15 protein-coding genes are annotated in these 16,337 nt (G+C 70.8%); 9 read left to right on the top strand and 6 right to left on the bottom strand.

The genetic code is table 11. The annotated features are described in order from the left end of the window. Window positions 1-57: 57 nt before the first annotated feature. On the bottom strand, window positions 58-798 hold the full coding sequence (locus tag ORI60_RS37735; protein ID WP_266042810.1) for an SIS domain-containing protein: 741 nt from the start codon (window positions 796-798) through the stop codon (window positions 58-60). A gap of 102 nt (window positions 799-900) precedes the next feature. On the opposite strand from ORI60_RS37735, the gene ORI60_RS37730 reads away from it, so the two are divergent. Next, the gene (locus ORI60_RS37730; RefSeq protein ID WP_266042809.1) at window positions 901-1,083 is read left to right on the top strand and encodes a hypothetical protein; all 183 of its coding nucleotides are present in this window, start codon (window positions 901-903) and stop codon (window positions 1,081-1,083) included. Window positions 1,084-1,154: 71 nt separating this feature from the next. Here ORI60_RS37730 and ORI60_RS37725 read toward each other — a convergent pair whose 3' ends face one another. From ORI60_RS37725 to ORI60_RS37715, 3 genes are read right to left on the bottom strand one after another with little or no spacing between them, the layout of a single operon-like run. Next, window positions 1,155-1,730 (bottom strand): nucleotidyltransferase family protein, encoded by a 576-nt coding sequence (locus ORI60_RS37725; protein ID WP_266042808.1) that lies wholly within the window; start codon window positions 1,728-1,730, stop codon window positions 1,155-1,157. Between the two features lie 50 nt (window positions 1,731-1,780). Beyond that, complete coding sequence (locus tag ORI60_RS37720) at window positions 1,781-2,443, bottom strand: response regulator transcription factor (protein ID WP_266042807.1); 663 nt, start codon at window positions 2,441-2,443, stop codon at window positions 1,781-1,783. Then, window positions 2,440-3,567 (bottom strand): sensor histidine kinase, encoded by a 1,128-nt coding sequence (locus ORI60_RS37715; protein ID WP_266042806.1) that lies wholly within the window; start codon window positions 3,565-3,567, stop codon window positions 2,440-2,442. Before ORI60_RS37715 ends, ORI60_RS37720 begins: the two co-directional genes overlap by 4 nt. 85 nt (window positions 3,568-3,652) lie before the next feature. Here ORI60_RS37715 and ORI60_RS37710 point away from each other — a divergent pair, with 85 nt between their 5' ends. Next, the gene (locus ORI60_RS37710; protein ID WP_266042805.1) at window positions 3,653-5,053 is read left to right on the top strand and encodes a hypothetical protein; all 1,401 of its coding nucleotides are present in this window, start codon (window positions 3,653-3,655) and stop codon (window positions 5,051-5,053) included. On the opposite strand, the gene ORI60_RS37705 is transcribed toward ORI60_RS37710, so the two are convergent. After that, window positions 4,986-5,810, bottom strand: a complete 825-nt coding sequence (locus tag ORI60_RS37705) for an alpha/beta fold hydrolase (RefSeq protein ID WP_266042804.1) — start codon at window positions 5,808-5,810, stop codon at window positions 4,986-4,988. The two genes, ORI60_RS37710 and ORI60_RS37705, sit on opposite strands and share 68 nt — an antisense overlap. Before the next feature lie 90 nt (window positions 5,811-5,900). On the opposite strand from ORI60_RS37705, the gene ORI60_RS37700 reads away from it, so the two are divergent. The 5 genes from ORI60_RS37700 (at window position 5,901) to shbA (ending at window position 10,545) form a co-directional block, all read left to right on the top strand. Further along, window positions 5,901-6,572 (top strand): alpha/beta hydrolase, encoded by a 672-nt coding sequence (locus ORI60_RS37700; RefSeq protein WP_266042803.1) that lies wholly within the window; start codon window positions 5,901-5,903, stop codon window positions 6,570-6,572. Then, window positions 6,565-7,803 carry an NAD(P)/FAD-dependent oxidoreductase gene (locus ORI60_RS37695; protein WP_266042802.1) on the top strand — a complete coding sequence of 413 codons (1,239 nt, stop codon included), beginning with the start codon at window positions 6,565-6,567 and terminating at the stop codon, window positions 7,801-7,803. Before ORI60_RS37700 ends, ORI60_RS37695 begins: the two co-directional genes overlap by 8 nt. Then, window positions 7,800-8,480, top strand: coding sequence for a DUF1365 domain-containing protein (locus tag ORI60_RS37690; protein ID WP_266042801.1), 681 nt, complete (start codon window positions 7,800-7,802; stop codon window positions 8,478-8,480). Before ORI60_RS37695 ends, ORI60_RS37690 begins: the two co-directional genes overlap by 4 nt. Continuing rightward, complete coding sequence (locus tag ORI60_RS37685) at window positions 8,477-9,703, top strand: SAM-dependent methyltransferase (protein WP_266042800.1); 1,227 nt, start codon at window positions 8,477-8,479, stop codon at window positions 9,701-9,703. The genes ORI60_RS37690 and ORI60_RS37685 overlap by 4 nt, the downstream gene beginning before the upstream one ends. Before the next feature lie 146 nt (window positions 9,704-9,849). Continuing rightward, entirely contained in the window at window positions 9,850-10,545 is a 696-nt protein-coding gene (gene shbA, locus ORI60_RS37680; RefSeq protein WP_266042799.1) for an RNA polymerase sigma factor ShbA, read from the top strand. A 53-nt stretch (window positions 10,546-10,598) separates the two neighbouring features. Here the strand turns inward: shbA and ORI60_RS37675 are convergent, their stop codons facing one another. Then, a complete protein-coding gene (locus tag ORI60_RS37675) occupies window positions 10,599-11,795 on the bottom strand; it encodes an MFS transporter (RefSeq protein WP_266042798.1) in 1,197 nt (398 codons plus the stop codon). 51 nt (window positions 11,796-11,846) lie between these two features. Between ORI60_RS37675 and ORI60_RS37670 the strand changes: the two genes are divergently transcribed. Then, window positions 11,847-12,881 carry a carbohydrate kinase family protein gene (locus tag ORI60_RS37670; protein WP_266042797.1) on the top strand — a complete coding sequence of 345 codons (1,035 nt, stop codon included), beginning with the start codon at window positions 11,847-11,849 and terminating at the stop codon, window positions 12,879-12,881. Between the two features lie 129 nt (window positions 12,882-13,010). Further along, the gene (locus ORI60_RS37665; protein WP_266042796.1) at window positions 13,011-15,095 is read left to right on the top strand and encodes a transglycosylase domain-containing protein; all 2,085 of its coding nucleotides are present in this window, start codon (window positions 13,011-13,013) and stop codon (window positions 15,093-15,095) included. Window positions 15,096-16,337: the final 1,242 nt, after the last annotated feature.

Below are 16,337 nucleotides of genomic sequence, written 5' to 3'. Positions count from 1 at the left end.
TGCTTTCCCCGGTGGGAGACTAACGACATCACGCTGAGGTTTTGTGGGGGTTTCCACCTATCCGAGCTGCGGGATGCGGGTCTGGTAGTGGCGGAGCAGGTCGGCGTTGGCCGCGTCGCCGCCCTCCACGTTCGCGCTGCGCCACAGGGGGAGCCGCACGCCGGACTCGGCCGCCTTGTCGATCAGGCGGACCATCAGCAGGTTCCACAGGAACGTGGTGGCCAGCGTGGAGATCGCCGCGGTGACCGGGGCGTGCACCGGGTAGGTCGAGTCGCCGGGCGGGACCAGGTTGTCGAGGACGACGGTCGAGACCTCGGCCAGGGTCGCCCCCGCGCGCCGAGGCGCCTGGGCGCTGGACGCCACGGAGGTCACGCCCACCACCGGGCAGCCCTTGCTCGCGGCCTCCTGGGCCAGTTCGACCGGGTAGTGGTTGACGCCCGACGTCGAGAACACGAACAGCACGTCGTGCGGGGCCAGACCCGACTCGCGCAGGACCTCGCCCGCGAGACCGGAGCGGCGTTCGGCCGACGTGCTGCTGATCGCGCCGTGCATCGGGAGCAGCTCGGGGTGGTAGATCGGGCGCACGCAGGCCAGGCCGCCTGCCCGGTAGAAGGTCTCGGCGACCGCCGCCAGCGAGTGGCCCGCGCCGGCGGTGAGGAGGATTCCGTCGGCCTGGACGGCGGCCAGCACGAGCTCGGCCACGTCGTCGAGCGCGGCCGCGTTGTGCTGCTCGACGCGCGTGAGGTGCGTGCGCACGAGATTGCCGTAGTCGGACCCGGTCACGGTGTCGGTCGTCATGCGGCCCAGTAGTACCCGATTGCAGATCACCTCACCAGTAACCCGGGCACCACAAACCTCGATACGCGCGATGAGGGGTGCGGTGGCGCTCTCGGACAGGGGGTGGGTTTGATCAGGCGGTACTTCTACTTCTGGGTCGCGCTGGTCGCGGTGTTCACGGCAGCGGCGGCCACGAACATCGCGCTGGCGGTCACCTACTCCGAGCTCTGGCCGGTGTGGGTGGGGCTGGCGCTGCTCGTCGTCGCGGCCGGGTGCGCCAGGGCGGCGGTCCGGGCCAGGCCCTGAAGCCGTGCACGACGACGGCGGACCGGGCCTGCGGTTCAACGCCCGGCGCGGAGTCGCGGTGGCACCGGGCGTCAAGCTCCGCCGGTACGCCGCCTGAGGTCCTCGGGCCGGTCGACGTCGGCACCGTCCGCCACGTCGGCGCAGTCGACGTGGCGGACGGTGTTCGCCTGGAGGTAGTCCCGCGCGCCCTGGTCGCCCGCCGCCGACGCCACGACGCCCGCGAAGTGGTCCGACCCGATCAGCACCGGGTGCCCGATCTCGCCGTCGTAGGTGGCGCGGGCCAGCACTTTCGGCTCGGCGAGGGCCATCAGGCGGTGCAACGCCTCGACGGTGACCCCCGGTGTGTCGACGGGGAGCACCACGACGGCGTCCGCGGTGCCTACGGCGTGCAGGCCGGTGCGCAGCGAGGACCCCATGCCGGTGTCCCAGTGGGGGTTGTCGACGACGGTCACGCCCTGGAGGGTGGCCTGTCGCCGCACCTCCGCCGCCTGCGCGCCGAGCACCACGACGACCGGGTCGCAGCCGGCGGCTCTGAGCAGCTCGGCGGCCGAGTCCACGAAGAGCTTGCCGTGCAACGGGACGAGGGCCTTGGGGGAACCGAACCGGCGGCCGGCCCCCGCGGCGAGCAGAAGACCGGCCACGCGCATGACCTCGAATCTACTGCTGTGACCGGCAACGCCGCCGGGCGATTGCGCGGTCAGCCGGTTTCGCCGATCCGGTAGCCGACCCCCGGTGTCGTGGCGATGACCGGCGGTTCACCGAGCTTGCGGCGCAACCGCCCCACCGTGACGGTGACGGTGTTGGTGAACGGATCGGCGTGCTCGTCCCAGACCTGCTCCAGCAGGGCCTCGGCGCTCAGGAAGCCCGGACTGGCCTCCAGCAGCGCTTCCAGCACGGCGAACTCCTTCACCGAGAGCGCGAGGTGACGGCCATCGCGCACGACGGTCCGGCGCACCGGGTCCAGTTCGATCCCGGCCGCGCGCAGCACCGGCGGTCTGGCGTCCGGCCTGCGGCGGGCCAGCGCCCGCACCCGCAGGACGAGCTCCGGGAAGTGGAAGGGCTTGGCGAGGTAGTCGTCCGCGCCCAGCGTCAGCCCGCTGACCCGGTCACCGGGCTCGCCCGCCGCGGTCAGCATCAGCACCATCGGCCTGCCCGGCCGCTCGATGATCATCTGGCACAGCACGTCGCCGTGCAGGCCCGGCAGGTCCCGGTCCAGGACCACCACGTCGTACGCGAGGAGGTCGAGACCGGCGGCGGTCAGCCCGTCGTGCGCGAGGTCGACGGGCATGCCCTGGTCGCGCAGGCCCTCCGCGACGACCTCGGCGAGGGCGGCGTCGTCTTCCACGAGCAGGACCCTCACGCCCGCACCGGCACCTTCGCGGCCGGCAGCGCGACCGACACGCGCAGGCCGCCCGCCGGCCGGGCGAGCAGGTCGAGCCGGCCGCCGTGCGCGGTGGCGATCGCGGCCACGATGGACAGTCCCAGACCCGAGGAGCCGATGCGCTCGCCGCCGAGCCGTTCGAACGGCTGCGCCAGCCGGTCGACCTCCCGCTGGTCGAAGACGGCTCCGCCGGTCTCCACGACCAGCGTTGTCCTCCCGCTCACGGATCCGGTGACGCGGACCCATCCGCCGCTCTCGTTGTGCGTCACGGCGTTGTCGACGACGTTGGCCACCAGCCGCGCCAGCAGCGCCGGACTTCCCTGCGCCGACGTCCCCGGCGGCACGTCCACCACCACGTCCAGCCCCTTCGCCCGCACCTCGCCGGACAGGTCGCGCAGCGCTCCCCGCACGAGCTCGCCGAGGTCGACCGGGGCGGAGTCGGCCAGCGCGCCGTGCTGCGCCCTGGCCAGCACGAGGAACCCGTCGAGCAGATGATCGACTCGGTCGAGCTGCACGCGCAGACGATCCGCCAGTGCCACCGTCGACGCGGCCGGATCCGGCTTGGCGACCGCGACGTCCAGTGACGTACGCATCGTCGTCAGCGGTGTCCGCAGCTCGTGCGAGGCGTTGGCGGCGAAGCGGCGTTGCGCGGCGAACGACACCTCGAGCCGTTCGAGCAACTCGTCGATGGTGTCGGCGAGGCCCTTCACCTCGTCGGCCGGGCCGGTGACGGCCAGCCGCTGGTCGAGCCTGTCCGCGGAGATGCGCCGCGTGGCGCTCGTGATGGTCCGCAACGGCCGCAGCACGCGCCGGGCCAGCACCCGGCCGACGAGCAGCGAGACGATCGCCATCACGACCAGCGCCAGCAGCGATCCGGCCAGCAGCTGACGTGCCTGCTGCGTGTGCACCTCGGCCAGCTGGTCCTGCAGTTGCCGGACCTGCTGTTGCGCCGAGTCGAGGCCGGGTGCGGGCGCCACGTCGGTCACCCTGCCGCGGGACAGCAGGAACGTCAGGCCCAGCAACCCGATGCCCGACGCGAGGAACACGACGGCGTAAAGGATCGTGAACCGCACCCCGATGGTTCCGCTGCGCAGCCTGCTCATGCCGCCAGCATGCCCGCGAGGACCTAACAGCGGCATGACAAGGCCGCTTCGGACCGTGTTAGCCGTTGATCCGTAGACCTGCGCCATGTCGATCACCGAACTTCTCCGGCGGGAGTGGACCGCGTTCCGCACGCCCGGCCGCCTGATCTCCCTGGCCGTCGCGGGCCTCTCCGTCATCGCGGCGGGCCTGCTGTTCGCCGGCGCCACCTCGTCCAGCGTCAGCGACACCTTCTGGTTCCGGTACCAGGACCTCGGCCGGAACGGCACCATCACGGTCAGGATGACGTCGATGACCGGGACGATCACCTATCCGCCGCCCGGTCACGACCAGATCGTCGCCGGGCTCGTGCCGTGGGCGAAGTCCGGGATCATCGTCAAGGACGGCCTGCGGCAGGGCTCGCGGTACGCCGCGCTCGCGATGACGGGCGCCCACGGCGTGCGGTTCCAGCACGACTACGTGCACGACGTCGCCGGAAGCGCGGCCCGGACTCCTCGCTGGCTGCGGCTGACCCGTTCCGGCGACACGGTCACCGGGTCCGAGTCGGCGGACGGCGAGCAGTGGCGCGTCGTCGGGACCGCGGAGCTCAAGGGGCTGCAGGAGACCGTCCAGGTCGGACTGTTCGCCACCTCGCCGGGCGACCTGACGCTCCGGAAGACAGGCCTGGGCGGCGCGATCGACCAGGTCCGGTTCACCCAGGCCGTCGGCGTCTTCGACCACGTCACCGTCGAGGGGGGCACCGGTGGGTGGAACAGCCGCTCGGTCGGCGAGATGAACCACACCGACTGGGAGAAGTTCCACAACGCGTCAGGAGCCGTGGAGAAGGACGGCGTCGTCACCATCAGCGGTACCGGCGACATCGGGCCGATCGGTGAGGGAGGTGCGCGCGGCGTCGAGAAAGCTCTGTCCGGACTGGTGATCGCGCTGATCGTCGTGCTGGTCGTCGCGGCCCGCTACGGCGCCCGTGAGACGCCCCGGCGGGTGCTCGCCGCCCGGACGGTCCTCATCGGATCGGCCACCTTCGTCACGGGTCTGCTCGCCGCCGGGATCGTCGTCGAGACGACGCAGCTGCCGACCTACGTCCGGGTGGTCGCCGGTGTCGCCACGGCCCTCGCGCTCTGCGCGGTCTTCTCGTACGGGCTCGGTGCGTGGCTGCGCCGCGGCTGGGCAGCGATCCTCATCGGACTGACGCTGGTCGCCGTGCCCTATGCGGTGACCGCGGTGCCACTGCTGCCCGACGAGATCGCGGACTGGCTGCTGCGGCTCACACCGGCGGCGGGTTTCGCCGTCAAGCAGACGGTGGTGGCGTATCCGCAGGTGACAGCGCACTACGCGCCGTCGGCCGGATACTTCCCGCTGCCGGGGTGGGCCGGGCTCCTGGTGCTGGGCGCCTACGCGGCGGCCGCGACGTTGCTCGCCGTCAGCCGAGGTTTTCCAGGATCAGCGACGAGGCGGCCTCCGGGATCTCCTCGGGGATCCAGTGGCTGACGTCCTCGACCATCTCGAAGCGGTACGGCCCGGTGCACCACTTCTCGGTCTCGAAGGCGGCCACCGAGCCGAACGCGACGTCCTCCGTGCTCCACACGTACATGGTCTTGACGCCGACCTTGTCCGCGGCGCCGTGCGGCTTGCCGGCGCGGTACCAGTTGAGCGCGGCGGTGAGCGCGCCCGGTTCGCTCAGCCGCTGGACGTACTCCTCGACGTGCGAGGGCCGGATCCGCCACTCGAACATCTGCTTGATGGCCTGCGCGTTGTTGTCGAGCATGCGCTTCTCGGTGCTGCGCTCACGCCAGTCGCGCATGTACTGCGACCGCATCGCCTGGTCCTCATCGGACTGCAGCGCGACCTTCAGCGCGGCGGGGTGCGGTGTGGAGAAGACGGTGAGCGTGCGCACGCGTTCGGGGTGCTCGATCGCGGTCCACCACGCGACGGCGCCGCCCCAGTCGTGCCCGACGAGGTCGAACGTGTCCCAGCCCAGCGAGTCCGCCATCGCGATCACGTCACCGACCAGGTGCGTGATCGTGTACTCGGACGCCTGTTCCGGGCGCACACCGGGGGAGTAGCCGCGCTGGTCGGGTGCGACGGCGCGGAAACCGTTCACGCCGAGCACCGCGACCTGGTGCTCCCACTCGATCGCGGCCTCGGGGAAGCCGTGCAGCAGCAACACCGGGCGGCCGTCCTCCGGGCCGGACGCGATGGCGTCGAAGGAGCCTGCCTCGGTGGGGATGCCGATGTGGTCGATCACGGCCCCGACACTACCGGTGTGACCTGGCTCTCAACGGGCGAGCCGAAGGGCGTGGCCTCACGAACAGCAAATGTGCAACCGCATGTAGACGTGCTGAAACCGCAGGGCGCGACGAGAGCCGTCGTGCTCGTCCTGCACGGCGGCAGGGAACGCGGCACCGGACCTGTCCGGCGCCACAACCTCGCGTACCTGCGCATGGTCCCGCTGGCCCGGGCGCTGCGCGCGCCCGGTGTCGAGGTCTGGAACCTGCGCTACCGCGTCCGCGGCTGGAACGCGCCGAGCCTCGACCCGGTGAAGGACGCGCGGTGGGCGCTCTCGAGGATCACCGAACTGCACCCCGGCAGGCCGGTCGTCCTGGTCGGACACTCGATGGGAGGCCGGACCGCGCTGCGCGTCGCCGGGGACCCGAGCGTGGTCGCCGTGTGCGCGCTGGCGCCGTGGATCGTGCCCGGCGAGCCGTTCGAGCAGCTCAGGGGCAAGGCGCTGCTCATCGCGCACGGTGATCGGGAGCGGATGACCGACCCCGCCAAGTCGCTGTGGTTCGCGCGGCAGGCCAAGACCGTGACGGACCGGGTGGCGCGGTTCAGCGTCGTCGGCGACGGGCACGCGATGCTCAGGAGGGCACGGGACTGGACCCGGCTGGTCGTCTCCTTCGTCCACGGTGAGCTCGGGCTCGAACCGGTCGCCCCCGACATCGCGAATGCCATGCGGGAGGCCTCACCGCGAGGCCTCGACGTGCCTTTGGGAGGCTCGCGTGGCTGAGGTCGCCGTCATCGGAGCAGGGGTCGCCGGTCTCACGGCCGCCTATGTGTTGCAACGCGGGCACGAGGTCACCCTGTTCGAGGCCGACGACCGGCTCGGCGGCCACGCGCACACGCACGACCTGGGTGGCGTGGCCGTCGACTCCGGGTTCATCGTCCACAACGAACGGACCTACCCGAACCTGATCAGGCTCTTCCGCGAGCTCGGCGTGTCCACTCAGGACTCCGAGATGTCGATGAGCGTCCGGTGCGACGGCTGCGGCCTGGAGTACGCGGGCGCGAAGAAGCTGCCGGGGCTGTTCGCCCGCCGCGAGAACGCCATCAACCTCGACTACCTGCGCATGCTCAGCGAGGTCACCCGGTTCTACAAGCACGCCCAGCGCGTCCTCGACCACGAGGAGACGCACGACGTCACGCTCGGCGCGTTCCTCGCGATCGGCGGGTACAGCCGGTACTTCGTCGACCACTTCATCGTTCCGCTGGTCAGCGCGGTGTGGTCGTCCGGCGCGGCGCTGAGCATGAAGTACCCGGCCTGGTACCTGTTCGAGTTCCTCGCGAACCACGGGATGCTCGCGATCGGCGGCACCCCGCAGTGGAAGACCGTCGTCGGCGGCTCGCGCACGTACGTCGAGCGCGCGGTGAAGGGTCTCAAGGCCGTGCACGTCGGCACGCCCGTCAGGGCCGTCACGCGCAGCGGTTCCGGCGTGGAGATCCGGGACGAGAACAACGTGCTGCACACCGCGGACCACGTCGTCATCGCCACGCACCCGGACCAGGCGCTGGGGCTGCTGGCCGACCCGACGCGCGAGGAGAAGGAGGTGCTCGGCGCGTTCCAGTACTCGCGCAACGAGACCTGGCTGCACACCGACGCCTCGATCCTGCCGCGCACGAGCGGCGCGCGGGCGTCGTGGAACCTCTACAAGAAGGCCTGCCACGAGGCGAACGACCAGGTGCTCGTCAGCTACCACATGAACCGGCTGATGCGCCTGGACGACCCGCGCGACTTCGTCGTCACGCTCAACCCGCACGACGTGAACCCGGACCGCGTGCTCGCGAAGATGGTCTACGAGCACCCGATCTACACGCCGGAGTCCGTTGCGGCCCAACGACGTCTGCCGGAGATCAACACCCGCTCGACCGCCTACGCCGGCGCGTACCACGGCTGGGGCTTCCACGAGGACGGCTGCGCGTCGGGAGTGCGCGCGGCCCAGCACCTCGGCGTCGACTGGTGATCTACGACGTCGTCATCACGCACGCCCGCCGCGAGCTCATCGACCGGGCGTTCAGCCACCGCGCCTACATGTGGCTGGTCGACCTGGCCGAGCTCCCGCGGCTGCCCTGGTGGGCGCGCCCGTTCGCGAAGTTCGAGGCCCGTGACCACCTCGGGTCACCGTCGAAGACCATCCGGGAGAACCTCGACGAGTGGCTGGCCGGGCGCGGGATCGACCTCGGCGGCGGACAGGTCCTCATGCTCGCGAACGCGCGCGTGCTCGGTTACGTCTTCAACCCGCTGTCCGTGTACTGGTGCCACGACGCTTCCGGAGAGCTCGTGTGCGTCGTCGCGGAAGTGCACAACACCTACGGCGGACGGCACTGCTATCTGCTGCGCACCGACGACAAGGGCCGTGCGTCGGTGGACAAGGAGTTCTACGTCTCCCCGTTCCTGGAGGTCGACGGCCACTACGTGATGAAGCTGCCGAAACCGGGAGACCGGCTGTCGGTGACCATCGCGTTGCGGCGGGACGGGAAGACGATCTTCAGCGCGACGATGAAGGGCGAGCGCAGTTCGGGACTGCGCATGCTGCTGCGCCGTCCGCTGATGCCCCAGCGCGTGTCCGCGTTGATCCGCCGCCACGGAATCGCGCTCTACGTGAGGCGAGTCCCGATCATCCCCAGGAGTGATGGATGAGCACGTTGTCCCTGCCCCGGCCCAACCAGGGCGTCTGGCCCGGACTGTTCACGGCGCCGCGTTCGCCGATGCGCGCCCGCGTCGCCGAGGCGTTGTTCCGCAGGGCCGTGCGCCCCCTGGCGGTGACCGTCCGGTTCCCCGACGGCAGGACGTGGGGAGCGGGCGGCCCGGAGATGCGGATCGTCCGGCCCGGCGAGTTCTTCCACCGGCTCGGCGCCGACGCCAAGATCGGCTTCGGCGAGGCCTACATGGTGGGCGACTGGGAGTCCGACGAGCTCGCGGACGTGCTCTCGGTGTTCGCGGCGAAGCTCTCGACGCTGATCCCGCCCAGCCTGCAGCTGATGCGGCGGTGGGCGGAGCGGCGGCAGACCGAGATCAACGACGTCGCGGGCTCTCGGCAGAACATCCACCGCCACTACGACCTGTCGAACGAGCTGTTCGCGCTGTTCCTCGACGAGACGATGACGTACTCGTCGGCCCTGTTCGAGCCCGGGGACACCGACCTGCGCACGGCCCAGCTGCGCAAGATCGACGGCGTGCTCGACTACGCGGGCGTGCGCGCGGGCTCGCGCGTGCTGGAGATCGGCACGGGCTGGGGCGCGCTCGCCATCCGCGCCGCCCAGCGGGGTGCCACGGTCACGTCGCTGACCATCTCCGCCGAACAGCGGAAACTGGCGCTGGACCGGGTGAGGGACGCGGGCCTCCACGATCGGGTGACGGTCGAGTTGCGCGACTACCGAGAGGAGCACGGCCGGTACGACGCGGTCGTGAGCGTCGAGATGATCGAGGCAGTCGGTGCCGAATACTGGCCCGAGTACTTCTCCGTGCTCGACCGGGTGCTCGCGCCGGGCGGCCGGGTGGGGCTGCAGTCGATCACCATGCCGCACGACCGCATGATCGCGAGCAAGGCCAGCTACACCTGGATCCACAAGTACATCTTCCCCGGCGGGCTCATCCCGTCCGTGCGGTCGATCGAGGATTCCGTGCGCGAGAACACGCGGCTGCAGATCGTCGGGTCGAGGTCGTTCGGCCTCGACTACGCCGAGACGCTGCGCCGCTGGCGCGAAACGTTCCTCACCCGTTGGGACGAGGTGCGGGAGCTGGGCTTCGACGACACGTTCCGCCGGATGTGGGAGTTCTACCTGGCCTACTCGGAGGCCGGGTTCCGCGTCGGGTACCTCGGGGTGCAGCAGTTCGGCATGGCCGAAAGACTGGGCCATTAGGACCACGTTCTACCCCAGAAGGGTGCTCGTTCCCCCGTCCGTGCGGACTTCGTGGTCCTCTTTGAAGCAGGCGGTATCAATCGGCTCGCTGCGGTCTCTTCTTCAGTGAAGCCCCTAGTGTCGCTGTAGTGGAGGAGGTCGCCGGGATGGTTCTACCCACAGCCGTGCGGGCCGGTGGCGGTGTCTCGGTCCTCGTGCCCGGTGAAGGCGCAGGGGCTTGGGACCGGCCGACGGTGCCCACACGCCGCCGGGTGCTCCAGGCACCGGTCTCCAACCAGTGGCTCGCCGAAGCCGAGTTCGCCGACCTCGTCGATGCCGCTCTCGCCGGAGACAGACGGGCGGTCGAGCACCTGCTCGGCCGCATCCAGCCGCTGATCGTGCGCTACTGCCGCGCCAGGGTCGGCGGCCGCGAGCGCACGCTGGTCTCGGCCGAGGACATCGCGCAGGAGGTGTGCGTGGCGGTGCTCGGCGCGTTGTCGAAGTACCGCTACGAACCCGGTTCGTTCCTCGCGTTCGTGTACGGCATCGCCGCGCACAAGGTCGCCGACGCCCGCCGGCGCGCCGTCCGCAACCGAGCCGAGGTCGTGCCGGAGCTGCCGGACTGCCCGTCGCTGGACCTGGGCCCGGAACAGCACGCCGTCAACGGCGAGATGATGGCCCAGGTGACGCGCCTGCTGCACAAGCTGCCTGCTCGCCAGCGCGAGATCCTCGTGCTGCGGGTGGCTGTGGGCCTGTCCGCCGAGGAGGTCGCGCTGGCGGTCTCGTCGACTCCGGGCGCGGTGCGGGTGGCGCAGCACCGCGCGCTCACCCGGATGCGGGAGATGATCGCCGAGGAGGGCTGACCCGCTCGCCGATCGCGGCGGGCATCGCGGGCGACTGGGTGAGGGCCCGCGGCTCAAGGCTGTTGAGGAACCGTCGTCCGCAGATCCGCGAGCGCCCCGACCGCAGCCGTGACCAGCACCAACGTGCCGAACACGAGCAGCGCGACCGCGCCGCCGGCCACGTCCGCCAGGAACGCGCCGAGCACCGGTGCGATCGGCGTGAGCCCGCGGCTCGCGAAGTTCAGGACGGCGTCCATCCGGCCCATCAGGTCCTCGGGCACCATCGCGGTGAAGACCGCGCCCACGGAGACGTTGAGCAACGGGGTGCCGATCGCGGTGATCACGAGCGGCACGAACGGCCACCACGCGCCGAGCGGGAGTGCCATCGCCGTCATGCACACGCCCATGACGGTGAGCACCGCGACGATCAGCCGGGCGGGCGTCAGGGTGACCCTGGGCGACAGCAGGGCGCCGAGGACGCCGCCCACGCCGAGGCCGGTGAGCACCAGGCCGACCAGCCAGTCGGCGCCGCCCCGCTCCTTGACCAGCGCCATGACCGGCAGCACCGAGGCCCCGCCGAGCAGGTTCAGCGTCAGGAAGATCACGACGATGTTGCGCAGCCCGCGCTGGTGCCACAGCCAGGCCCACGGCTCGCGCAGGTCCTGGCGCATGCGCTGACGTGGCCGCTGCCCGGTCCGCGGCGGGATCTTGGCGAACCACGCGCACACGGCGGCGACGAGGAACGACAGGGCGTCGCCGACGAACGGGACCGAGCGCCCGAGGCCGAACAGGAGCGCGCCGAGGGACGGTCCGACCAGGTACGCCACGTGGGTGCGCGCTTCTTCCTGCGCGTACGCGGTCCTGAGCTGCTCCGGTGGCACGACCTCCTTGATGGCGGTGGCGCGGGCCGGGCCGGCGAACGCGGTGCAGACGCCGTCCACCGCCGCCAGGACGAGGAACACGGGGATCGAGTCGAGGCCGGTGACGACGTTGGCCGCCATCGCCGCGGCGGCCAGGGCCTGCGTGGCCTGGCTGCGGACCAGGACCTTGCCGCGGTCCCAGCGGTCCACCCATACGCCCGCCGGCATCTGCGTGAGGATCAGCGCCGCCGCCCGCACCCCCGCGAACACGCCCGCCCAGAAGACCGACCCGGTGACCGCGAAGATCAGCAGCGGGACCGCCACGGTCGTGAGCTGCGTGCCCAGCTGCGACACGGCGGCGCCGGCCCAGAGCAGCTGGAAACGGGAGTTCTTCCTGAGCGGAACCGCCATGAGGACTGTTCTTAGCGCATGATCACCGGCTTCGGGTGGCAAGGTTTACGCATGGCCCATCCGGAACCCGCCTACGACGTGCTGCTCACCGGCACCGTTTTCCTCGACATCATCTTCACCGGTCTGCCCCGGCCGCCGGAGCCGGGGACCGAGGTGTGGGCCGAGGGACTCGGGTCGTGTCCCGGCGGCATCGCGAACCTCGCCGTGGCGTTGCGCCGGCTCGAGCTGAAGACCGCGCTGGCGGCGGCGTTCGGGGAGGACGCGTACGGCGACTTCTGCTGGGACGTCCTGGCGGACCAGGAAGGCGTCGACCTCTCCTACTGCCGCCGTTTCTACGGGTGGCACTCGCCCGTGACCGTGTCCATGGCGATGGAGCGCGACCGCAGCATGGTCACGCACGGGCACAAGGCGCCCGTCGTCGCCGATGACCTCTTCTCTCCGCCGCCGTCGGCACGTGCGTGCTTCGTGCACATCCAGGCGGAGGACGAGCAGTGGGTGCGCACGGCGAAGGAGAACGGCGCGAAGCTCTTCGCCGACATCGGCTGGGACCGCACCGGGGCGTGGTCGCCGGAGCTGTTGCGCCGGCTCGACGGTTATGACGTGTTCCTCCCGAACCACGTGGAGGCGCAGGGGTACACCCGCACCGACACCCCGGTGGCCGCCGCGCGCCGGCTCGCCGAGCACGTGCCCGTGGTGGTCGTCACACGCGGCGGCGGGGGAGCGGTCGCGGTGGACAGCGCCACCGGCGAGTGCGTGGACGTGCCGGGGCTCAACGTCGCGCAACTCGACGCGACCGGTGCCGGTGACGTGTTTGGGGCCGGGTTCGTGATGGGCACTCTGGCCGGGTGGCCGCTCGAACACCGGGTGCGGTTCGCGAACCTGTGCGCCGCGCTGTCCGTGCAGCACTTCGGTGGTTCGCTGTCGGCACCGGGCTGGGGAGACATCGCGGTCTGGTGGCGCACGGTGAGCAGGCGGCCGGACGAAGAACTGTCGCGCTACGGGTTCCTGGACGACCTGCTTCCCGACCACACGGGCGTCGAGGTGCGCAGGGCCAGTCCGACGATCGGCCTCCGGTTGCTCCGGTAGGTTGAAAACAGTCGATCAGCGGACGCAACCTCACGGGCCTCCCGCGCGACTTAATACGTAGAGACTTTCTGGGGTTTGTTCGGAAGGAGTTGCGGGTTGTTCGCCGCACGCGCGTCAGGCTTGGTCAAATTGCTGGGGTTGTGCCTGACGGCGGGCGTCCTCCTCGCTGCGATGGTGTTCCCGTTCGTCGGAGGTCTCGGGCTCGCGTCGAACCGCGCGGCCGACCAGGTCGACCAGACGTCGGGTGACCTCGCGAAGGGTGAGCTGCCGCTCGTCACCACCATCCAGGACATGAACGGCGACCCGATCGCCTACCTGTACGACCAGTACCGCATCCCGTTGGAGACCAAGGACATCGCGGACACCATGAAGGGCGCGATCCTGGCCATCGAGGACAAGCGGTTCTACGAGCACCAGGGCGTCGACTGGCAGGGCATCGCCCGTGCCGCCGCCAAGGCCGGTGTGGACGGTGGGGCGACGCAGGGCGCGTCGACGCTGACCCAGCAGTACGTGAAGAACTACATGGCGTTCGTGCTCGGCGCCGACAACGAGCAGGAGGCCTGGGAGAAGGCCACCGAGGCGACCATCGGCCGCAAGATGCGCGAGGCGCGCGTCGCGCTGCAGCTCGAGCAGCAGATGACGAAGGACGAGATCCTCACCGGCTACCTCAACATCGTGCCGCTGGGGAACCAGACCTACGGCGTCGGTGCCGCCGCGAAGGCGTACTTCAACACCACCGCCGACAAGCTGACGGTTCCGCAGGCCGCACTGCTCGCCGCGATCGCGAACCGCCCGTCGTCGCTGAACCCCGGCGCCTCCCCGGACAAGGCGCTGGAGCGCCGCAACATCGTCATCGACAAGATGCGCGAGAACGGCGCGTTCGGCGCCGACGAGACCGAGGCCAAGAAGAAGGCCGAGGAGTTCAAGGCCCAGCCGCTCGGCATCGTCGAGGACCTGCAGATCCTGCCCAAGGGCTGCGTCGGCGCCGGTGACGGCCCGATCTACGGCTTCTTCTGCTCCTACCTGCTCGACTACCTGCGCGCCTCCGGCATCACGAACAAGCAGCTGCAGCGCGGTGGCCTCACCATCAAGACCACGATGGACCCGAAGGCCACCAAGGCCGCGAAGCAGTCGGCCGAGCAGCAGGTCCCGAAGACCCAGAACGGCATCGCGAACGTCATGTCCGTCGTCCAGCCGGGCACCGACAAGCACCGCGTGCGCGCCCTCGTCGCCTCCCGCGACTACGGCAACAAGGCCGAGCTCGGCCAGGTCGCCCGCCCCGTGCCCGCCGAGGTCCTGCCGTTCGGTCCCGGCTCGGTGAACAAGATCTTCACCGCCGCCGCCGCGTTGAAGAACGGCGTCACCGGGATCGACCGCAAGATCAAGGTCCCGAAGGTCTACAACTCCAAGGTCTACCCGAACGACGGCACGGCCTGGCGCGTGCAGAACGCGGCCGACTACCCGGAGGAGATGACGCTCACCCAGGCCCTCGCGACGTCCCCGAACACGGGCTTCGTGATCCTGCAGGAGCAGGCGGGCCTGAACAACGTCGTCGACATGGCCTACAAGCTCGGCATGCGCGAGACCCTCACCGGCGTGAACCGCGGCGCGGAGCCCCTGAAGTCCGACGGCTCCAACGGCCCGTCGCAGGGCGACTGGACCAAGCAGAACAACGCCGGCTCGTACACCCTCGGCCCCGGCGCCACCAGCGTCCTCGAACTGGCCAACGTGGCAGCGACCATCGTCTCGAGCGGCACCTGGTGCCCGCCGAGCCCGGTGGAGAAGGTCATCGACCGCTACGGCAAGGACATCCCGCTGAAGGAAGCGCCCTGCGAGCAGGCCGTGGAACCGGACCTGGCGAACAGCCTCGCCCAGGGCATGTCCCACGACACGATCGGCGGCGGCACGGCAGCGGGCGCGGCGACCGGCTCCGGCTGGAACCGCCCCGTCATCGGCAAGACCGGCACCACCGAAGAGCACAAGTCGGTCGCCTTCCTGGCCGCGACCCCGCAGTACGCGGGCGCCGTCATGACCTACGCCGACGGCAACAACCCGCAGGTCATCTGCGCCAACCCGATCCGCCTCTGCCCCGGTAGCTCGCAGGGCGTCTTCGGTGGCCAGGTAGCCGCACCCACCTGGTTCAACGCCATGAAGGTGATCCACGAGGGCCTCCCGGTGGCCCCGCTGCCCCCGGCAGCACCCAGGTACAAGTAACCAACGCCCGACCGAGGGGCCGCCGGACGCCACGCGCGTCCGGCGGCCCTTTGCGTTGAGCGGGGTCGGGCCTGGGCGGTGTGGCCGGTGGAGGTGGGGTGGGAGCGTCGTGGCGGGCCGTGCGGTGGATGGCGGAGTGGCGGCAGGCGGAGCAGAAGTGCGGGGTGGGGCTGCCGGACGGGTGGGGCAGCCGGGAGGAGCAGCGGCCAGGTGGAGGGGCCAGTTGTGGTGGCTGGCGGCGCGGCGGCCGGGCGGTGGGGGCAGCCGGGAGGGAACAGCGGCCGGGTCAGGGCCGGGTGTGGTGGCTGGGTGGTGCGGCGGTCGGGCGAAGCCAAAGGTCAAGTAGTGGGTAGCCAGGCGGCGAGGCCTGCTGGTGTGGCTGAGTGGTGACGCCGAGCGGGGTGGCTGAGAGGCGCCGCGCCCAAGTGGTGGCGCCAACCGCGGTGGGCCCGGCTTAGAGGTGGAGCTGGGCGGAGTGGCGGGGCGGCCAGGTGGCGCGGCGGCAACCGGTTGGAGCAGCGGCCAGGTTGTGGTGCCGCTGTGGTGGGACGTGCCGGGTGGAGAGGGCTGAGCTGTGACGCCAAGCGGAGTGGCCCCACCCACCTGGCGCCCGAGTCTTGGCGCCAGGTGGGTGGGGTCCGGTCCAGGGTGAGGCCGGGCGGAGTGGCTGAGCGGCGGGGCGCTCACATAGTGGTGCAGGTGCGGTGACGGCGTGGCCAAAGGGAGAGACCGGGCGGCACGGCGGAGCGGCGCCGATTGGAGCGCCTAGGCAGCGACGCCGAGCCTGGTGAGGCTGGCGTGATGGTGCCAACCGGAGTGGTCGGTCCGGGGGCGAGGCCAGCCGAGCGCATCGACCCAGAACAGGCGGTGCAGAGGACGCTAGCCCGAAGGGCAACGGCGAAGCCGAGCCACCTGCCACCCAACGCAATGGCGAAGCCGAGGCGTCCCTCCTCAAGCAAAGGGGCAACGGCGGAGCCGAGCCACCCTGCCGCCCACGGCAATGGCGAAGCCGAGGCGTGTGAACCTAGGCCTGCTGGTCAAGCGGTGGTGACGCAACCCCGACGGCGATTGGGGCTTGACCTTGAGGGGGCGGGATGCTCCCCTCATGGGCACGGCCGGGCGCTTTTCAGCCCGGCCTTTTCCGGCCGTTTCAGCATCCCGCCAGAGGCTCAAGGTCAAGCCCCAATCGCTATCGACGCGAAGCGGCGATGACCGGCACCGGCTCGGCACTGCCCGCCCAAC

The organism is Lentzea sp. NEAU-D7 (genome assembly GCF_026242055.1).
GTDB lineage: Bacteria > Actinomycetota > Actinomycetes > Mycobacteriales > Pseudonocardiaceae > Lentzea.
This window is presented reverse-complemented; position numbering and strand designations above follow the sequence as displayed.